We start from the raw sequence: 18,490 nt of genomic DNA, 5'->3' as shown, positions 1-18,490 counted from the left end.
ACTGCTATGAAGGTATTAATGTTTGGATGGGAGTATCCTCCTCACGTATTCGGTGGATTGGCCACCGCTAACTATGGTATCTCTGAAGGCCTGAAGGCTCAGGGCGATATCGAGACGGTACTGTGCTTGCCTCACCCCTTTGGCGATGAGAGTCAGCATGCCTGCCGTATCGTTGCCATGAACGCTGTGCCCATTGCGTGGCGCGATGTAGATTACGACTACGTCAAGCAGCGCGTGGGCAATATCATGGATCCCGATTACTATTTTAAGTTGCGCGAGCATATCTACGCCGACTTTAACTATATGAACGTGAACGACCTTGGTGCGATGGAGTTTGCCGGTGGTTATCCTGGCAACCTGCACGAGGAGATTAATAACTACTCGATCATTGCCGGACAGGTGGCCCGCACGGAGGAGTTTGATATTATCCACGCTCACGACTGGCTCACCTTCCCCGCTGGTATCCATGCCAAGCAGGTAAGTGGCAAACCTCTGTGTATCCATGTTCATGCTACCGACTTCGATCGCTCGCGTGGTAAGGTTAATCCTACTGTTTACAGCATCGAGAAGAATGGTATGGACTGGGCCGATTGTATCATGTGTGTATCCGAATTAACCCGTCAGACGGTTATCAACCAGTATCATCAGGACCCACGCAAGTGCTTTACCGTTCATAATGCTGTGTACCCATTGCCACAGGAGTATCAGGATATTCCACGTCCTGACCATACTGGCAAGGAAAAGGTGGTTACCTTCTTAGGTCGTATCACCATGCAGAAGGGACCTGAGTACTTTGTAGAGGCCGCTACCATGGTGCTGCATCGTACCCGCAACGTGCGTTTCTGTATGGCAGGCTCAGGCGATATGATGGACGCTATGATCCATCTGGCTGCCGAACGTGGCATTGCCGACAGATTCCACTTCCCTGGCTTTATGCGTGGCAAGCAGGTGTACGAGTGCCTGAAGAACTCTGATGTGTACGTCATGCCTTCGGTGAGCGAACCATTCGGTATCTCGCCCTTGGAGGCCATGCAGTGCGGAACCCCAAGCATCATCTCAAAGCAGAGTGGCTGTGCCGAGATTCTTGATAACTGTATCAAGGTCGACTACTGGGACATCCACGCGCTGGCCGATGCCATCTACTCCATCTGTCATAACGAGTCGCTCTTTAACTACCTGAAGGATGAGGGTAAGAAGGAGGTTGACCAGATTACATGGGAGAAGGTGGGCAAATGGATCCGTACCCTCTACCTCCGCACCTTAGGATGGGAATAATTAAACATTAAAGATTCTTGGCTATGCCAAGCGTACTAAAGAAACGATTAAAACATTAAAGATTAAAAATGTTATGAAAACAATTTGTTTATATTTCGAGATACATCAGATTATTCATCTGAAGCGTTACCGTTTCTTTGATATCGGTACCGATCATTATTACTATGATGACTACGAGAACGAACGTAGCATCAGCGACATTGCCGAGCGCAGCTATATGCCCGCACTCAATGCCCTGCACGATATGATTAACGAGCATGGCAAGTACTTCAAGGTGGCTTTCTCACTGAGTGGTACTGGTATCGAGCAGTTGGAGATGCATGCACCACAGGTGCTCGAAAAGCTGCAGGCTATGAACGAGACTGGCTGCGTAGAGTTCCTGGCCGAGCCTTACAGCCACGGACTGTCGTCGCTGGCTAACCCCGATAGCTTTGCTGTGGATGTAAAGAAGCAGTGTGCTAAGATCGAGGAGCTGTTTGGCAAGAAGCCTACCGTATTGCGTAACTCGTCACTCATCTATAGCGATGATATCGGCGCCCAGGTAGCCTCGATGGGCTTCAAGGGTATGCTCACAGAGGGTGCTAAGCACGTGTTGGGATGGAAGAGTCCACACTATGTTTACCACTGCAACCTGGCTCCAAACCTGAAGCTGTTGCTGCGTGATATCGAACTAAGTGATGATATCTCGTTGCGCTTCAACAACTCAGAGTGGGATGGCTATCCACTGTTTGCCGATGCCTATATCGATCGTATCGCCCGTCTGCCCGAAGAGGAGCAGATTGTAAATATCTTCATGGAGCTCTCGGCTCTGGGTATCGCCCAGCCACTCAGCTCTAACATCCTCGACTTCCTGAAGGCTCTGCCTGCACAGGCCAAAGCCAAGGGTATCACCTTCTCTACACCTACAGAAATCTGCAAGGCATGCAAGAGCGTGAGTCAGCTGGATGTGCCTGATACCCTCTCATGGGTCGACGAGGAGCGCGACGCTAGCTGCTGGTTGGGTAACGCTATGCAGCGCGAGGCTTTCAACAAACTGTACAGTGTGGCCGATCGTCTGCGTATCGCCAACGATCCACGTATCAATCAGGACTGGGATTATCTGCAGGCTTCGAACAACTTCCGCTTCATGACCACCAAGCCTTCGAACGTAGGACTGGATCGTGGTATCTACAGCGGACCATTCGATGCCTTCACCAACTATATGAACATCCTGGGCGACTTTATCAATCGTGTAAATGCCCTTTATCCACTCGATATCGATAACGACGAGCTGGAGGGCTTGCTCACCACCATTAAGAACCAGGGTGATGAGATTGAGATGAAGGATAAGGAGATTACCCGACTCAAGGCCAAGCTGGAGAAGCTGGAGGGTTGCAAGGGTAAGGCTGCCAAGGCCGAGAAACCCGCTGCCAAGCCAAAGGCCGCCAAGAAGCCTGCTGCTAAAAAGCCAGCAGTCAAGAAAGCAGAGACAAAGGCCGAAGCATAATTCGGCTTTGCTATACCATTAAGAGAGCTTGCTAACCCTATAGCGAGCTCTCTTGCACTCAAAGAGAATCAAAAAAGTTTGGGCTTATGAAAGGAAGAATTAAATCGTTACCTGCAAAAATTGCTGTCCGACTCTTGTTGTGTGGCTTGGTAATTACTGTGTGCGTGGGGTTTGTTTCTTATCACTACACGCTGAACGGTATCACCAAACAGTATGCAGAGAACTTTCATATGCGTATGCTCATCAACTATGAGTACACGCGCCGCGTGCTGTCGGATGTGTATGTACAGGTTTCTAACCATGTGTATTACATTGAGCAATCGCTCGACAAACCTGAGACCCAAATCGACGCTATGACACGTATTGTGCGTAATGGTAATCGTGTGCATAGTTGTGGCATGAACTTTATCAAGAACTACTATCCGGAGAAGGGTGAGAAATACTGTCCCTTTGCCTGGCGTAACCCAAAGAATCGCGATGAGATACTGACGGATTTGAAGGGCGATCAGGATTTTGACTACCTGAACGACCGTTGGTTCAGAAGTGTGATTGAAGGCGATACCTGCGAGTGGAGTGATCCCTTCTACGATGGCTACGACAAATCAACCACTCTGGTGGCCTATATGGTGCCCATACACGATGCTGAGGGCAAGCCTGTGGCTGTATTAGGAGCCGATATTTCACTGGAATGGCTGACAGGGAAGCTGGACGAGACAGACAGCACCTATAATGCCCAGAACAATTTTGCTGCCAAGGTGATGGGACTGAAATCGCAGAGTTTCATCATCAACTACGATGGTAAGTTTATCACGCACCCCAAGGCAGAAAAGCTATTGGAGGGCCAGTTCTTCCACCACGTAAGGGGTAGCAAGAGTGGTAAGAAAACCCTGCTGGAACGCAAGATGAAGGCAGGAGAGCAGAGTAGCGACGAAACACAGGAGCGCTATCTGTTTAATGGCGAGGAGAGCTACTTCTTCTATACACCGCTGAAGTACACCGACTGGACCATGGTAACGGTGGTGCCCTGCCGACAGATTGATATGCTGGGCCTTATGTACGTGCTCAAGCTGACGGCCTATGTGCTGGTGGGCATGTTTGTCCTGGTAGCCGTGGCGTATGTTTATATGAAAAAAGATTTTAAGAATAGATATGAAACTGATAAGTTGGAATGTGAACGGCCTGAGGGCGTGTGAAGGAAAGGGGTTTAGCGACACTTTCCGTGAGTTGGATGCTGACTTCTTCTGTCTGCAGGAAACAAAAATGCAGGCTGGTCAGCTCGACTTGGCCTTTGAGGGCTATGAGAGCTATTGGAACTATGCCGATAAGAAAGGCTACAGTGGTACGGCTATCTTTACCAAGCACCACCCATTGAGCGTGACCTATGGCATAGGGATTGATGAGCACGACCACGAGGGCCGTGTGATTACTTTGGAGATGGAGGATTTTTACCTGGTAACCTGCTACACACCAAACTCGCAGGACGGTTTGAAGCGCCTTGACTATCGTATGACATGGGAGAACGACTTCCGTGCCTATCTGAAGGGCCTCGATGCCAAGAAACCTGTGATACTGTGTGGTGACTTGAATGTGGCACACCAGGAGATTGACCTGAAGAACCCCAAGACCAACCGTATGAATGCCGGCTTTACCGATCAGGAACGCGAGCAGTTCTCAACCCTGTTGGCCAGTGGTTTTACCGATTCGTTCCGCTATAAGTATCCTGAGCAGGTAACCTACTCGTGGTGGAGCTATCGTTTCCAGGCACGCCAGAAGAACGCTGGCTGGCGTATCGACTATTTTGTGATTAGCGACCGATTGCGTGAGCGCATGGACGATGCCCGGATACATACACAAATACTGGGCAGCGATCACTGCCCAGTAGAGTTAACATTGAAGTAAGTGTGTTTGGGATTAAAGTCCCAGACCCTTCTTCAGCTTATTGGCGCCTTCGTCGATGGCATCGTTAGCCTTCTTCTTGGCATCTTCCTTAGCTGCGTTAGCGGCATCCTCAGCGGCCTTCTTGGTGTTGTCAACAGCATCCTGACCAGCCTTCTTGGCACCCTCAACTGCAGCATTGGCAGCATCAACTGTCTGATCTACAGCTGCTTGACCAGCCTCCTGAACACCACCTACAGCACTGGTAAGACCATTAACGAATGTCTCAGCAGGGGTAACAGTGAGTGTTTCAACAGCAGCAGCTACAGCGGCATTGTCGCCAGCAAAAGCCTTGATCTGCTCGGCATTGGCCTTCAGGAACTCCTGAACCTTGGTTACATACTCCTTGGCCAACTCAGGATTGGTGGTGAGGAACTCTTTAACCTGCTCCTGTACAGTGGCCAGTGTAGCCTGGAACTTGTTGGCATCCTTGGCCTCAATCTGCTCTGTGAGGGCAGCGGTGATGGCGCTTACAGCCTCATCTACACTCTGCTCGGCTACTACAGTTGAATCGGCGGCTTCGGCTGGAGCCTGAGTTTTGTTTCCGCAAGATGCGAAACCCATGGCCATGCAGGCCACAACTGCGATAAGTACTTTTTTCATAATGCTTTGAATTTTTAAGTAAAACAATTAATATGACTTGATTTTCGGCAACAAAAATAAAGTATTTTAGAATACGTTAGCGCAAAAGTTGTATAAAATTTGTTTTTTTTATACTTTTGCACGCGTTTTTTCAAGATAACAAAGGAATTAATAGAGATTAATAGAAGATGATGACAACATTTGCATTCAAGCCGAAACTTTTGTCGACACTTCGGCACTACAACAAACAACAGTTTACCACCGACCTGCTGGCTGGTATCATCGTAGGTATCGTAGCACTGCCTCTGGCCATCGCTTTTGGTATTGCATCAGGTGTAACCCCTGAGAAGGGTATCATCACCGCCATCGTAGCCGGACTGATTATCTCGTTGCTGGGTGGTTCGAAAGTACAGATTGGTGGACCTACTGGTGCGTTTATCATTATTATCTATGGTATTATTCAGCAGTACGGTTTCGAGGGCTTGACCATCGCCACACTGATGGCTGGTGTGTTCCTGATTCTGTTTGGTGTGCTGCATCTGGGAACCATCATCAAATACATACCTTACCCCATTGTGGTAGGTTTTACCAGCGGTATTGCGCTCACCATCTTTACCACACAGATTAAGGACTTGTTTGGTTTAACCATGGAGAGCGTACCCAGCGATTTTATCGAGAAGTGGGGCGCTTACATCGGCGACTTTGGTACCATCGACTGGTGGAGCACTGCTGTGGGCATCGGCTCGGTAGCTGTAATTGCCACATGGCCTATGGTTGCTAAGTACAACAGTCTGCTGAAGAAGCTGCCAGGATCGCTGATTGCAATTATCGTCATGACTGTAGCCGCTCTGCTGTTGAAGCAGTATGCTGGCGTAATGAGTATAGAAACCATTGGCGACAGATTCAGTATTTCGAACCAGTTGCCTGATGCTGAAATGCCCGCTTTGTCGTGGGATGTGATTAAGGGTCTGGTATCGCCAGCTATCACCATCGCCATTTTGGGTGCCATAGAATCTTTGCTTTCAGCCACTGTGGCTGACGGTGTGATTGGCGATCGCCACGACTCTAATACCGAATTGATTGCACAGGGTGTGGCTAACCTGGCCAGTCCTATATTTGGCGGTATCCCCGCTACAGGTGCTATTGCACGTACCATGACCAATATTAATAATGGTGGACGTACACCTGTGGCTGGTATCGTACATGCAGCCGTGCTGCTGCTCATCTTCCTGTTCCTCATGCCACTGGCACAGTATATCCCTATGGCCTGTCTGGCTGGTGTGCTGGTTATCGTGAGCTACAACATGAGTGGCTGGCGCTCGTTCGCTTCGATCATGAAGAACCCAAAGAGCGACGTGATTGTGCTGTGTGTAACCTTCCTGCTTACCGTTATCTTCGACTTGACTATCGCTATCGAGGTTGGTCTGATCTGCGCTTGCTTGCTGTTCATGCGTCGTATGGCAGAGACTACCGATGTGAAGGTTATCAGCGATGAGATCGACCCAGAGGAGGAGCAGAGCGACTTCCAGATGGGTAACCTGGAGCACCTGACTATCCCTGAGGGTGTAGAAGTGTACGAGATTAACGGTCCTTACTTCTTTGGAGCAGGTAATAAGTTCGAGGAGATTATGGCCAGCTTGCGTGGTCAGCGACCCAAGGTGCGCATTATTCGTATGCGTAAGGTGCCTTTCGTTGATTCTACTGGTATCCACAACCTTACTAACCTGTGTACCATGAGTCAGAATGATGGCATACAGGTAGTACTCTCGGGTGTGAACCCAACAGTGCAGGCTGTACTCCATAAGGCCGGATTTGATAAGATGTTAGGCGAGGAAAACATTTGCTCGCACATCAATATAGCATTAGAAAGAGCAAAAGAGTTGGTTTAACACCAACTCTTTTTTTTATGCGTTCATATAAGGATTGTATTGCTGTTCGTCGCCTATAGTTGATTGTGGGCCGTGGCCTGTATAAACCTTGGTGTCGGCAGGTAGCGCTGCAAGTACGTGCTGCAGACTATGCATGATATCGGCATAGCTGCCACGTTCGAAATCGGTGCGGCCTATGCTCATACGGAACAAGGTATCGCCTGTAAACACCACCTTCTCTTCTTCGCACCAGAAGCTAACACCACCTGGTGTATGGCCTGGGGTACGCAGCAACTTAAACTGGTGGGTGCCAAAACGGATGACCTCGTCGTTGGCAAAGTAATGGCCTGGCTCAGGGAATGACAGGTTGAGCTTGATGCCTGCCATCGCCTGGAACTGTCCAGGGATATCTGTTATCAGCCACTCATCGCCGGCCGAAATCTCGGGCTTCAATCCCCATGTGTCAAACACGGTGTTGATTCCAAAGTTATGGTCGAAATGGCCATGGGTACATAGCAAATGTACGGGCTTTAGCTGATGCTCGTTGATAAAGTTTACCAACGCATCGCGCTCCTCCTGATAATAGGCGCCACAGTCTATAATCACACACTCGTTGGTGTCGTCGTAAACCACGTAGGTGTTCTCCTGCAGGAGATTAAAACTGAAGGTTTTTACGTGTAGCATTATAGTGGCAGATAGATAACGTACTTTTCCTTAAACCACTCTTCGCTGAAGAACTGCGAAATCTCTGTGGCTTCTACAATCTTATGATAGGGCTGCAACTCGGCCTGCAAATCGCCACCCTTCAAGCAGATAACGCCATTGGGCAGGGCATTCTGCTGCTGCTTCGAGATGTTCTTACGCATCAGTTTTACCAGGTCGGGGAGGGGCATCACGGCACGGCTCACAATAAAGTCGTACTTATCCTTCTCATCCTCGCCACGCAGATGGGTGGGCTGGCAGTTCTTCAAGCCAATGGCATTGCACACCTCCTGGGCCACACGAATCTTCTTGCCTGTGCCATCAATCAGCTTAAACTGGCACTCTGGAAACAGAATGCTCAGGGGTACACCAGGAAAGCCGCCACCTGTACCAAAATCCAGAATGCGTGTGCCTGGACGGAAGTTAATCATCTTAGCGATGGCCAGTGAGTGGAGCACGTGGTGCTCGTAAAGCTGGTCGATATCCTTACGCGAAATAACATTAATCTTGGTGTTCCAATCACGATAAAGGGCATCGAGGGCGTCGAACTGCTGGCGCTGCTCGTCGCTCAGCTTTGGAAAATATTTTTGAATAATCTCTGCTGTCATTGTACTGATTTGATAAATGCGGGTTTTACAAATTTCTTAAGCTGGGCATAGGTAAGCACCAACTCGATAGTGCCTAACTCCAACGAGGCAATCTCGGAGGGGTTGAAAATAAAAGTGATGGTATTATCGCTCACAATAAAGTTCTCAGGTACGTACATTTCTACCTGGTCCAGATAACCTTTCTCCTTCAGTTGGTCAAGGTTCTGGCTCTCAGTTTTCTCCATGAGTGCCTTCAGCAATACGGGTGGCAACTGGGTTTCGTAGCCATCCACAAAAATATCTTTCATCCTGATTTCTTTTCCTGTCTCGACTTTGAAATTAAGCGGGATAAGCTGATGGATGCTGTTGGCATGGCCCTCGCTGTAGTCGATGGTGGCCAGATAGGCCAAAGTGCGCTTCGAGGTTTGCTCGGTAGTGGCATTGATAATGTAATGGAACTCGTACCACGAGCGCTTGGTGGTATCGGCACGATCGGCATTGTAGAGAGGCAGCATGTTGGTTTTATAACTCATGGTGTAAGCCTCGGCAAACTGGTCCATGGCACCTTGCATGCCCATATCGGCCTGGTTAAAGAGGCGATACACCACAGCCTCGTTAATATTCTTTCCCACCTCGCCACTCTCTTTGGTGGCGCAGGGCAGTTTTAAACTTACATTGCACACTGGCGATAGCTCTTCGTTTGATAGACGTATGGATTTTTCCGACTCGAGCATCTCGAAAGTCAGTTTGCCTTCGTCATCGTTTCTACAACCCGTAAAAACGGCGAGAATAACGAAAATGAGCGTGTATTTGAGTTGGTTTGTCATACTTTTGCATTTATTTTTGCGCAAAATTACACTAAAATCTCGAAAATAGCAAATTTCTCATAAAAAATCACTATTTTTGCAGCCGAAATAATAAAAGAATCATTAAAACCAGAATGAATTCACAGAGTACGCCCGTACATATCAGGTTGTGGCATAAAGACTTTTGGTTGATGGCCATCGCCAACTTTCTGTTGGCTATGACGGTCTATATGCTCGTACCTACTATGCCCCGCTGGCTGATGGATGCCCAGCAGTTCTCGGCTCAGGATGCAGGTATTGCTATGGCTGCATTCGGAGTAGGACTGTTTGCACTTGGTGCATTCATATCTTATATGGTTCAGCACTATCGTAGAAACTTAGTGTGCATATTTGCCGTGCTGGTTGAAGCACTATTGATTACAGCCCTGTATTATATAGATGGTTTGCATATGCGTGTGGCCAATCCTATGGTGGTTTTTGTGCAGCGTTTTGCACAAGGAGCCGTGTTCGGACTGGCCCAGATGGTGCTGACAAGCACGCTGATTATCGATACCAGCGAGTCGTTCCAGCGTACCGAAGCTAACCACTCGGCTGCCTGGTTCTCGAGATTTGCCCTGAGTATGGGTCCTATGGCAGGTTTGCTCATTGGGCGCATTGCCGGCTTCCACTATGTGCTGTTGGCAACTATGGCTTGTGCTATGGCTGTGGTGGTACTGGTGCTGCTGGTAAACTTCCCCTTTCGTGCACCTCAGGATGATATCCCTACTGTTAGCTTGGATCGTTTCTTCCTGCCTCATGGATTCCCACTGTTTGTAAACCTGCAACTGGTTACTTTGGCCGTGGGTATTATCCTGTCGGTAGTAATGATTGAGCAGTTCTACTCGATGATGATGGTGGGCTTTGCTGTGGCCATCTTATCGCAGCGCTTTGTGTTTAAGAATGCTGAGTTGAAGAGCGAGGTGGTAACAGGTTTGATACTGATGGGTGTGGCCCTGCTGATGATGATCACACGCCATCTGCCTATCGTGATGTATGCAGCTCCGCTGTTTATTGGTATGGGCGTTGGTTTGATAGGTTCGCGCTTCCTGCTGTTCTTTATCAAACTGAGTCGCCACTGTCAGCGAGGCACTTCGCAGAGCACCTTCCTGTTAGGCTGGGAGAGTGGTATCGCTTGGGGTGTAGGCGCAGGTGTGGCTATCTTCCAAGGCAACATTACAGCCGCACTGATAGCTGCCTTGGTACTGGTAATAGCTGCTTTGGCTATGTACCATTTTACCCACAACTGGTTTACAAACAACAAAAACAGATAATTACCCTCGACAGAGTGCAGCGTAGGGGCATGTTTCGCAACGATGCTGGTCGTCAGTTGGCACAAAAGCTATCTGGGCATTATAGATATCGTCCAGCTGTTGGCGTAACAGCGTGATAAACTCATCTGAATAATCTGCTATATCAGTGATGGCTTCCTTTCCAATCTTCAGGGTAGGGTCGTAATCCTCGCTACCTGCATGCTGAATAAACAGCAGGCATGGCGACACCATCTGTGGTGTTTTGCTACGCACGATATGGGCATAGAGCAGGGTTTGCAGGAAGTAATCGCTATGATCCTTGATGGCCTCCTGTGAGAAAATGGCTGCCACATCGGGCATGGCTTTCATCTGGCGCGAACCTGTCTTATAATCTACCACACGGATACGTTCCAGTCCTGTTTCTGGATCGGTAATACTATCCAAACGGTCGATGACACCAGCAATATACTGATTATTCAAAGTGATGTTAACAGGCTTTTCGAGACCCAGGATGCTGAAGGGCGCCAAACGGCGATCGCACTCCAACAGCTGGCGCAGGTACTTGATAATCACCTCGCGGTTAATAAGCTGCAAGCCATCGAGTGGAGGCAATGGACGTGAGGCATCGTTGATATGGAAGAACTCCTGCTTGATGGCCTCATCTACTACACGTTCTATCGTTACCTCTTCCTTTAATAAATCGTCGATAGCCATCGTGGTGATGGTTGCTTTGGTTGCTACCAGATACTGGTACACCAATTGGGCTGCCTTATGGAAGATGTTACCAAATAAACGGTTGTCAATCAAATCGTCCTCTGTGCTGTCGGGCTCTTTCAACTCGCATACATAACGATAGAAGAATCGCAGTTGGCAGCGCAGATAGGTGTTGATGGCTGTAGGACTGATGCCGCCTGCATCTTTGGCAAAGCGGCGCTGCAGCTGACTCATCACCTCGGGTGTCTTGTTAATGGCCTGAGGCGCATGGAGCTGAGGTGTTTGTCCAGCCTTCAGGGTTTGGAACGTGATAGGTATCTTGTTCTCAACCATCAGTTGCAGCATAAAGCGCGACATCTCGGCTGTTTTACCATCGCTGGTGGCATTGTTATACAGGATGGTTACATCTTTTGCACGTTGCAGCAAGCGATGGAAATAATGCTCGTAGATGGATACCTTGTAATCGATTGTGGTCAGTCCGTAGGCCTTACGCAGGGCATAGGGGATAAACGAGGTATCGTTAACGCCACGTGGCATGTTACCCTCGTTGCACGAGAGCAGAAGCACATGGTCGAAGTCGAGGTTTCGAGTTTCGAGCACACCCATCACCTGGATTCCTTCGGCAGGTTCGCCATGGAAGGGAATAGAGGTGGTTGATATCAGTTGTACAACCAGGCGTTGCAGCGTAATCACATCCACTTTCAGCACGCCACTATCCACCAGACCGCTTAGTCTGTTAAGCAAGGTGTACATACGGAACAGGCTCTCAGTATCGAGTGGTGAGTCGATGATAGGACTCTTTGAGGTGGCGATGGTCTGCGTAAGACTAATGAGCCAATGCAGTAAGGGCTGGATATCGGTATAACGCTGACTGGCAAAATCATCGGGCATCAGTGTGGCGTATGGATGGCGCTTGATGCTCTCAATCCATCTACGTGCAAAGGTCTGCTTGCGCAGCGAATAGCCATGCACCTGCATGTTGATAAGCGTGTTGATGAGCGACGCTATCGAGGTTTGACCAAGCGGATAACCTGTGGTGATATTGATCTTGTCAACATTCTCGGGCAAACAGTGGATAACTGTTTGCAGCAAGCCCTCGTTGCAAAGCACAATGGCTGTTTTGCGACCATCGTTAATGCGATCGGCATCCAACCACTCGCTGATATAGCGTGCCTGGATATTCTCGGTAGGAGCCGAAATCAGGTTAATGTGGTGTGGTGGCACCTCGTCGGTATCCTGATAGAAGATGGCCTTGCCCTGCTTCTCCAATCGGCTGAAGAGTGTTTGTTCTACCTTCTGCAACAGGTTGAAACCAATAAACACATAAGTATAGTATTCAAACTCTAACGTCTCGTCTGTTGCCACCTGGCGATAGAGGGCACCCTCGTAGGCCAGTTGCTTTTCGGCCAACTGCTGGTTGTAAGCATGGTAAATCTCACCAATATGGCTCCACAGGCGTAGGAATCGCTCTTTCAGTTCAGTGTTATGCTCCTCAGAGAAATTGCTGAAAAAGCGTTTAATCATCTCGCGCTGTTCAGGTGTGAGGTACGAGGTGTCGTCGAGCTCGTGTATATCGCGTAGGTTGGCCAGCACTTTATCGGCAGGTGCCATGTTCTTATCCAAATCGTCGAAGTCGGAAAGCAACAGCTGTCCCCAACCATAGAAATGGTCGAGCGTCTCGTCGATACCTGTACAGGCTGTGAACACACGATGCAGTTCACAAACCAGCAGGATAGGGTCGGCCACCTGCAGTTTGGAGTGCGAACGGAACAAATCGCTGATGGTAATATAGGCAGGGCTCCATAGGGGCTTCTGCGCCAGGCGCGCCAGGTGCTCGTTAAGGAACAGCGATGCACGCTTGTTAGGGAACACCACAGCTACTCGTGATAGATTGGTGCCATATCTGGAAAGCAGGTCTTCTGCTACATGTTCAAGGAATGAACCCATATAATGTTTAATCTTTAATGTTTAATGTTTAATGTTCTACCTCCTCTATCTGATTGCTATATACGTACCACAGATAGCCTTTGATGTTTTGGTGCCCCATCGACTGCAATAAGTCCATATAACGGCGCACCTGGGCATGGTACTCATGGTTGGGATGGCCGAACTTAAAGTCGACCACTATCCACTCGTTGCCATCCGTCATCACACGGTCGGGGCGATGCTCCTTCACTTCGCCATCTTCTACAGAGAGAATGGTACACTCGTTAAAGAGTGTCCAGCGGGGTGAGAACCACGAGGCTACACGTGGATCGGCCAAGCGCTTACGCAGCATGGTGGTAATCTTCTCGGCAGTCATCTCCTCGTCGTACAGAATACCCTCGAACTGCAAGCGCTGCAGGGCTTCAGGGATATCCTTCTCTGTCTGTATAGTCGAGAAGATTTCGTGTAACACGCTACCAGCCTGAATATAGCGGTGCTGCTGATCCAGCTCGTCGCCCTCGATAAAGTCGCGACTACGATTACTCTGACGGAAGTTTACCTTGCTCTCGAAGTTGCGGATGGCCACATGTACAGCCTCTGACTTCTGCAGGAAGGGGTTCTTGCTAGGAGCTTTTTCTTTCTGCTCAGTTGCTCCAACTGAGAACGAACCCATCGAGAATACAATCGCTGCATCATTGTTCTCCATGCCTTCCAGCTGGGCATCGGGCATATCGCCAGCCACTAAAGGCAGACAGAGCTCTATCAAGGCTGAGCGCGAATTCTTAACGCCGCGCTTACCAATCACATACAAACTCTTGGCAGCACGTGTAAAGGCTACGTACAGCAGGTTCAGGTTGTCAACCATGTTCTGCAGGTGTTCGTGCAGGTAATCGCCCTCGTAGATGGTGCCTAACATCGCCTTCTGACTATAGTCGATAGGTACAATGGGCAGATCGTTGAAAGGAGCCTCGTTAGGCTGGCACCAGATAATATTATCAGTTGTTTTCTCTAAAGGCCAGTCGCAGAAGGGAATAATCACATGGTCGAACTCCAAACCCTTTGATTTGTGGATGGAGATCAGACGGATACCATTGGTTTCATCGCTCTGGATAGTCTTCTTGCAAAGCGATTCTTCCCACTCTGTCAGGAAAGCCTGGATATCAGTAGTATTCTCGTTAACGTAGTTAGCCAACTGGTCGTAGAAGGCACACAGGTAGGCACCCTGACCCTCTAGGCGATGCAATTCGAAGATAGCGTATATCTTCTCAGCCAATTCGTAGAGCGGAAGGGTTAATAGCTCATCAAAGTGAGCTATATAGGCCTCGGGCAGGTAGGTATCGAGGTTGGCACCTGCTATCATAAACTCGTTATCGCTCAGTTCCTTGCCCTGAACGGTGCAGAGCCAGGTTTTTACGATTGCTGCCTTGGTAAGTTGGTCGTCGGGTGTGAGCAGGAGTTGCAGGGCCTGAATCATTAGACATACAGCACTCGATGCATCCAGACGGAATGCCTCATCGCTCACAATGCTTACTGAGGGCAGATGCTCCAGAAAATACTGGGCAATAATGGGTATGTGGAAGTTATAGCGCACCAGGATGGCGATATCCTTCTGACTAACGCCTTGGCTGATGAGTTCACTCACGTTTTCAGTCATGTGGGCCAGAACTTCTTCCTGATACTCTTCGCTTGGCAGCAGCTCGATGGTAATCTTGCCTTCTTGTGGCTTGCCATCTGGTACCTGCTGGGTTACGTCAGCATAGGCCTTCTTTAGCTGGTCGCGCTCGTCGCAGTTCAACTCCTCGAGTGATGCATACTCTAAGTTGGCAGCGTGGGTAAAGAACTGGTTGTTGAAATCGATGACATTACGCGTAGAACGGTAATTGGTTGAGAGCGACTTAATTTCCATTAGCATAGAGTTAAACTGCTGCTCAATACCATTTAGCAAGCGCCAGTCGCCTGAGCGCCAACGATAGATACTCTGTTTTACATCACCCACAATCAGGTTACTGCCATCGTCATGACTCATGGTCTCTGAAAGCAGCACCTTGAAGTTTTGCCACTGGATGGTAGAGGTGTCCTGAAACTCGTCGATCATCACATGCTTGAGTTGGGTACCAATCTTCTCGAAAATAAAAGGCGAGTCGCTGCCATCAATGAGCGAGTGGAGCAGTTGCTGGGTGTCGCTCAACAAGAAGCGGTTATCAGTCTCGTTAATCTCGCGTACCTTTTTCTCAATGCTGCTTAACAGACGTAGCTGGTTGAGATGGCGTAGGGTGAGATTAGCCGACTGGAAGATTTTCCATTGTTTTTCCTGGGCCTCTACAGCACATTTCAGTATCTGTAACAGCGATGCCTCAACCACGTTCAGTACGGCATCGCGCTGTGGGTGGGTTTTGGGGCACCACTTCTCGATATTCTCCAGATGATTATTTACTGTTGTTGTGATAATGCTTGGATCGAAAGTGCCTTTACGGAGCTTGTTAAAGTAACTGGCGATACCTCGCTGCTTACTCGACAGATCGTCTGCACTCAAGCCTTCGCCTTCGAGGGTATCGAAGAACGATTCGCCAATCTCTTTCATATAGCCTTCGGCAGCTTTCTTCAGCTCGCGTAGGGTGGTGGTATAGTTCTCGAAGAATCCTTCCTCGCCCATCTTCTGTTCGAGGGTGAGGCTTACCTCTTTATAATAGTCCTTAAAGATGTTCTGACCAAACTTCTTAATCTGAGCAATCACGTTCCACGATTTATCATCAGAGATATTCTCCATGATATATTTCAGAATCCATTGCAGCATCACATCTGTTGTGGTCAGATCCTCAATCAGTTGGTCGACAGCCAGCTCTTCCACCTGATAATCGTTCAACCCAATGCGCAGGTTGGTGGTTAGGTCGAGTTCGCGTGCCATGTTACGCAGCACACTCTGAAAGAACGTGTCGATAGTCTCCACACGGAAATAGTTGTAGTTGTGGGTGAGGTTGTTGAGGGCTATACCAGCACGCTCGCTGATAACCTCTGGCTTAAGACCAGTCTTGGTTTGGATGTTCTGCAGATAGTTGTCCGACTCAGGCAACTGTTTCCAGATTCCATACAGCTGACTGAGAATACGCATCTTCATCTCCTCGGTAGCCTTGTTGGTAAAGGTTACTGCCAGGATATTGCGATAGCTTTGCGGATTCTCTACCAGCAGGCGGATATATTCGGTGGCCAGGGTGAAAGTCTTACCACTTCCAGCACTGGCTTTATATACGGTGAGTGATTTCTGTGTTTCGTTTACCATCTTCTGAATAGTTCAAATTCTACCTCTACGCCAATACGGTCGAAGTGGGTGTTACGGAAACTGGCAAAGGCACCAACCGAGATATATCTGTTGGTAAAGCCATAGCCTAATTCGTAATAGGGGCGCGAATCCTGCAGTAATACACCACTCAGGTAGAAGCGCTCTTTCTCAATATATTTTCCCAGGTAGGGAATCCATGTAGCCACCAACATAGGCGACTCGTACGACACGTTGCCACGCAGATAATAATCGGATTGGTTGTACACACGACTGCGCAGTAGTTGGAAGTTACCACTCCAGTCGTCGTCCCATCCCTCAGGCAGATTCTCGTCGCGGAAGTTAGCGAAGTCCACAAACAGGTTGTCCTTCTTGTTGGTATAGAAACCTGCACCTGCACGCATGTTGAGCAATCGCAGGCCTGGAATTTTCTTCTTCCATTGGGCATCAAACTCCCAGCGCTCGTATTCCAAATCCGACTTGTTAACATCCTTCACGCCTCGCTCGTAGTCTACCGAAAGTACAGGGCCACGATTCAGCCAAGGCGAGAACTTCAGACCGATGCTTGGTGCAAAGCTTCGATACTCTGTTGGCATGTCGTAACACTTCATTAACTCCTTGTTAACAGCCGAACGGCGATGGTATATGAAACCTGTTTCGATATCCAGCCAGTCGAACACCATGATGTTGTTGATGATGCTGAAATGCTGGTCCTTGAACTTGTCCATATCCGTATTGTCGAAGTTGATGGTGTCCTGATGGGCAGCGTTTATCACATCCATCACCGTAGATGTACTGATGCGGTTGCCATTACCAAATATCACCTCGGTATATCCGTTACGCTTTGGGTTATACGTCATACGGAGTGGTGCCGTAAAGTAGAACTGGTGCTCCTTGAAGGTGTAACCAAACGTGGGGTTGAGTGTTAGATAACGATGCGCCGAGAAGTTGTACTGCGAGCGGAAGCGCATCTTATAACGCACACCACGGGCATGACTGTAACTTACATACATCGGGTTGATGATAGGCGACATGCTGAAGTTGGCTTCCTCCGATTCGGCCTTGATAGGTGTAACTAGGTTTTCGCCAATGGTGTCCCAGAAAATCTTCTTCCAAAGTCGCTGTTTCTTGGGCAGCGTGTCTTGTACCATCGAGTCCTGACGGTTTTTCTGGTCGTAGGCCTCGTATATATGCTTGTCGGTTTCTGTAAGCGGTGTGGGACGAACCTCATCCATCAGCTCCCTGCTATCCATCCTTTCTACAGAATCGGGTAGCGTCTTGTTACAGTTATAGTTGGCATCGAACAGAGCAGAAATCCTGTTGCCCATGAATCGGAACGTAGCCGCTGTAGTGCATTTGGCTGGCATGATAGATCGCCCGCCTTCCTCGCCCTGCGTAATCTCTGTGCGGAAGGTGAGCATATCATACTCGCCATTCAGCAGTGTACGGATAATGCGCCCGGTGTTGGTGTCAACGATGGCATAACCATTCAGTAACTGCGTGTTGTATATCTTCGGACGGAACTCCAGACGTGTGGTGCCGTCGTGCTGCAGCTTCTGGGTAAAACGGTAATACCTGCGGTTGCATTTGTTGAAGGGCGAGAGCATGTGCCCATTGTATAAGTCGATATCGTAGATGTTGGGCGTCATGTAGTCGAGCAGGGTAGGGAGTGCCTTGCGGTTATGACGGATGGTGCCTGACAGCAACTGGTTGGTGATGTCGTAATCGTGCGCATTCGTAAACAATACCTTGCTGTACGACTCGCGTATATAATCCCTCTCGTCCTTAGCCATCACATACATCGATGGGATGAGCCACAGTATGGCATTGCGCTTATCTACATGATATCGGAATTTGGCATACACCTGATCCTCAAGACTGTCGATGGCTGCTGTGTTGGCCTGCTGATAATTGTAGATACGATTCAAGATATTCAGCGAGTCACGTTTGTTGCTCGCTGATACACTCATGACCATACTTGTAAGTATGGCGGTCAGTAGTGTTTTGGTGAATAGTTGATCGTATCTCAAAGTTGTTACTCTTTTT

The 18,490-nt window shown here is 48.8% G+C and carries 13 protein-coding genes; 6 read left to right on the top strand and 7 right to left on the bottom strand.

All coding sequences use genetic code 11. From position 1 onward, the window contains the following. Positions 1-6: 6 nt before the first annotated feature. The 4 genes from BLR73_RS05075 to BLR73_RS05060 all read left to right on the top strand — a co-directional run bounded on the left by BLR73_RS05075 (position 7) and on the right by BLR73_RS05060 (position 4,660). Positions 7-1,275 carry a glycosyltransferase family 4 protein gene (locus BLR73_RS05075; RefSeq protein WP_028907172.1) on the top strand — a complete coding sequence of 423 codons (1,269 nt, stop codon included), beginning with the start codon at positions 7-9 and terminating at the stop codon, positions 1,273-1,275. A 73-nt stretch (positions 1,276-1,348) separates the two neighbouring features. Beyond that, positions 1,349-2,761, top strand: coding sequence for a glycoside hydrolase family 57 protein (locus BLR73_RS05070; protein ID WP_091859619.1), 1,413 nt, complete (start codon positions 1,349-1,351; stop codon positions 2,759-2,761). 86 nt (positions 2,762-2,847) lie between these two features. Continuing rightward, positions 2,848-3,954, top strand: a complete 1,107-nt coding sequence (locus BLR73_RS05065; protein ID WP_091859615.1) for a PDC sensor domain-containing protein — start codon at positions 2,848-2,850, stop codon at positions 3,952-3,954. Further along, positions 3,911-4,660 (top strand): exodeoxyribonuclease III, encoded by a 750-nt coding sequence (locus BLR73_RS05060; RefSeq protein ID WP_033149793.1) that lies wholly within the window; start codon positions 3,911-3,913, stop codon positions 4,658-4,660. Before BLR73_RS05065 ends, BLR73_RS05060 begins: the two co-directional genes overlap by 44 nt. 12 nt (positions 4,661-4,672) lie before the next feature. On the opposite strand, the gene BLR73_RS05055 is transcribed toward BLR73_RS05060, so the two are convergent. Then, on the bottom strand, positions 4,673-5,299 hold the full coding sequence (locus BLR73_RS05055; protein WP_081358122.1) for a hypothetical protein: 627 nt from the start codon (positions 5,297-5,299) through the stop codon (positions 4,673-4,675). 170 nt (positions 5,300-5,469) lie between these two features. On the opposite strand from BLR73_RS05055, the gene BLR73_RS05050 reads away from it, so the two are divergent. After that, entirely contained in the window at positions 5,470-7,167 is a 1,698-nt protein-coding gene (locus BLR73_RS05050) for a SulP family inorganic anion transporter (protein WP_033149795.1), read from the top strand. 15 nt (positions 7,168-7,182) lie between these two features. Here the strand turns inward: BLR73_RS05050 and BLR73_RS05045 are convergent, their stop codons facing one another. The 3 genes from BLR73_RS05045 to BLR73_RS05035 are packed head-to-tail and all read right to left on the bottom strand — an operon-like array spanning position 7,183 to position 9,262. Next, on the bottom strand, positions 7,183-7,830 hold the full coding sequence (locus tag BLR73_RS05045) for an MBL fold metallo-hydrolase (RefSeq protein WP_091859612.1): 648 nt from the start codon (positions 7,828-7,830) through the stop codon (positions 7,183-7,185). Continuing rightward, on the bottom strand, positions 7,830-8,456 hold the full coding sequence (gene rsmG, locus BLR73_RS05040) for a 16S rRNA (guanine(527)-N(7))-methyltransferase RsmG (RefSeq protein WP_091859610.1): 627 nt from the start codon (positions 8,454-8,456) through the stop codon (positions 7,830-7,832). Before rsmG ends, BLR73_RS05045 begins: the two co-directional genes overlap by 1 nt. Continuing rightward, complete coding sequence (locus tag BLR73_RS05035; RefSeq protein ID WP_091859607.1) at positions 8,453-9,262, bottom strand: RsiV family protein; 810 nt, start codon at positions 9,260-9,262, stop codon at positions 8,453-8,455. The genes rsmG and BLR73_RS05035 overlap by 4 nt, the downstream gene beginning before the upstream one ends. Before the next feature lie 113 nt (positions 9,263-9,375). Between BLR73_RS05035 and BLR73_RS05030 the strand changes: the two genes are divergently transcribed. Beyond that, a complete protein-coding gene (locus tag BLR73_RS05030; RefSeq protein WP_013065022.1) occupies positions 9,376-10,551 on the top strand; it encodes an MFS transporter in 1,176 nt (391 codons plus the stop codon). Here BLR73_RS05030 and BLR73_RS05025 read toward each other — a convergent pair whose 3' ends face one another. The 3 genes from BLR73_RS05025 to BLR73_RS05015 are packed head-to-tail and all read right to left on the bottom strand — an operon-like array spanning position 10,552 to position 18,474. Continuing rightward, positions 10,552-13,191 (bottom strand): PD-(D/E)XK nuclease family protein, encoded by a 2,640-nt coding sequence (locus tag BLR73_RS05025; protein ID WP_091859602.1) that lies wholly within the window; start codon positions 13,189-13,191, stop codon positions 10,552-10,554. A 28-nt stretch (positions 13,192-13,219) separates the two neighbouring features. Next, positions 13,220-16,447: a UvrD-helicase domain-containing protein gene (locus BLR73_RS05020; protein ID WP_091859599.1), complete on the bottom strand. Its 3,228-nt coding sequence runs from the start codon at positions 16,445-16,447 to the stop codon at positions 13,220-13,222. After that, entirely contained in the window at positions 16,441-18,474 is a 2,034-nt protein-coding gene (locus tag BLR73_RS05015) for a DUF5686 family protein (protein WP_143010884.1), read from the bottom strand. Before BLR73_RS05015 ends, BLR73_RS05020 begins: the two co-directional genes overlap by 7 nt. Positions 18,475-18,490 lie beyond the last annotated feature (16 nt).

The organism is Prevotella sp. khp1, assembly GCF_900102205.1.
Lineage (GTDB): Bacteria > Bacteroidota > Bacteroidia > Bacteroidales > Bacteroidaceae > Prevotella > Prevotella ruminicola.
Note: the sequence above shows the minus strand (reverse complement) of the source record. Positions and strands in the feature narration are given on the sequence as shown.

Bases quoted from the DNA above. Each gene is read 5' to 3' on its own strand.
- BLR73_RS05075 (WP_028907172.1), top strand. From the start codon at position 7: ATGAAGGTATTAATGTTTGGATGGGAGTATCCTCCTCACGTATTCGGT.
- BLR73_RS05070 (WP_091859619.1), top strand. From the start codon at position 1,349: ATGAAAACAATTTGTTTATATTTCGAGATACATCAGATTATTCATCTG.
- BLR73_RS05065 (WP_091859615.1), top strand. From the start codon at position 2,848: ATGAAAGGAAGAATTAAATCGTTACCTGCAAAAATTGCTGTCCGACTC.
- BLR73_RS05060 (WP_033149793.1), top strand. From the start codon at position 3,911: ATGAAACTGATAAGTTGGAATGTGAACGGCCTGAGGGCGTGTGAAGGA.
- BLR73_RS05055 (WP_081358122.1), bottom strand. From the start codon at position 5,299: ATGAAAAAAGTACTTATCGCAGTTGTGGCCTGCATGGCCATGGGTTTC.
- BLR73_RS05050 (WP_033149795.1), top strand. From the start codon at position 5,470: ATGACAACATTTGCATTCAAGCCGAAACTTTTGTCGACACTTCGGCAC.
- BLR73_RS05045 (WP_091859612.1), bottom strand. From the start codon at position 7,830: ATGCTACACGTAAAAACCTTCAGTTTTAATCTCCTGCAGGAGAACACC.
- rsmG (WP_091859610.1), bottom strand. From the start codon at position 8,456: ATGACAGCAGAGATTATTCAAAAATATTTTCCAAAGCTGAGCGACGAG.
- BLR73_RS05035 (WP_091859607.1), bottom strand. From the start codon at position 9,262: ATGACAAACCAACTCAAATACACGCTCATTTTCGTTATTCTCGCCGTT.
- BLR73_RS05030 (WP_013065022.1), top strand. From the start codon at position 9,376: ATGAATTCACAGAGTACGCCCGTACATATCAGGTTGTGGCATAAAGAC.
- BLR73_RS05025 (WP_091859602.1), bottom strand. From the start codon at position 13,191: ATGGGTTCATTCCTTGAACATGTAGCAGAAGACCTGCTTTCCAGATAT.
- BLR73_RS05020 (WP_091859599.1), bottom strand. From the start codon at position 16,447: ATGGTAAACGAAACACAGAAATCACTCACCGTATATAAAGCCAGTGCT.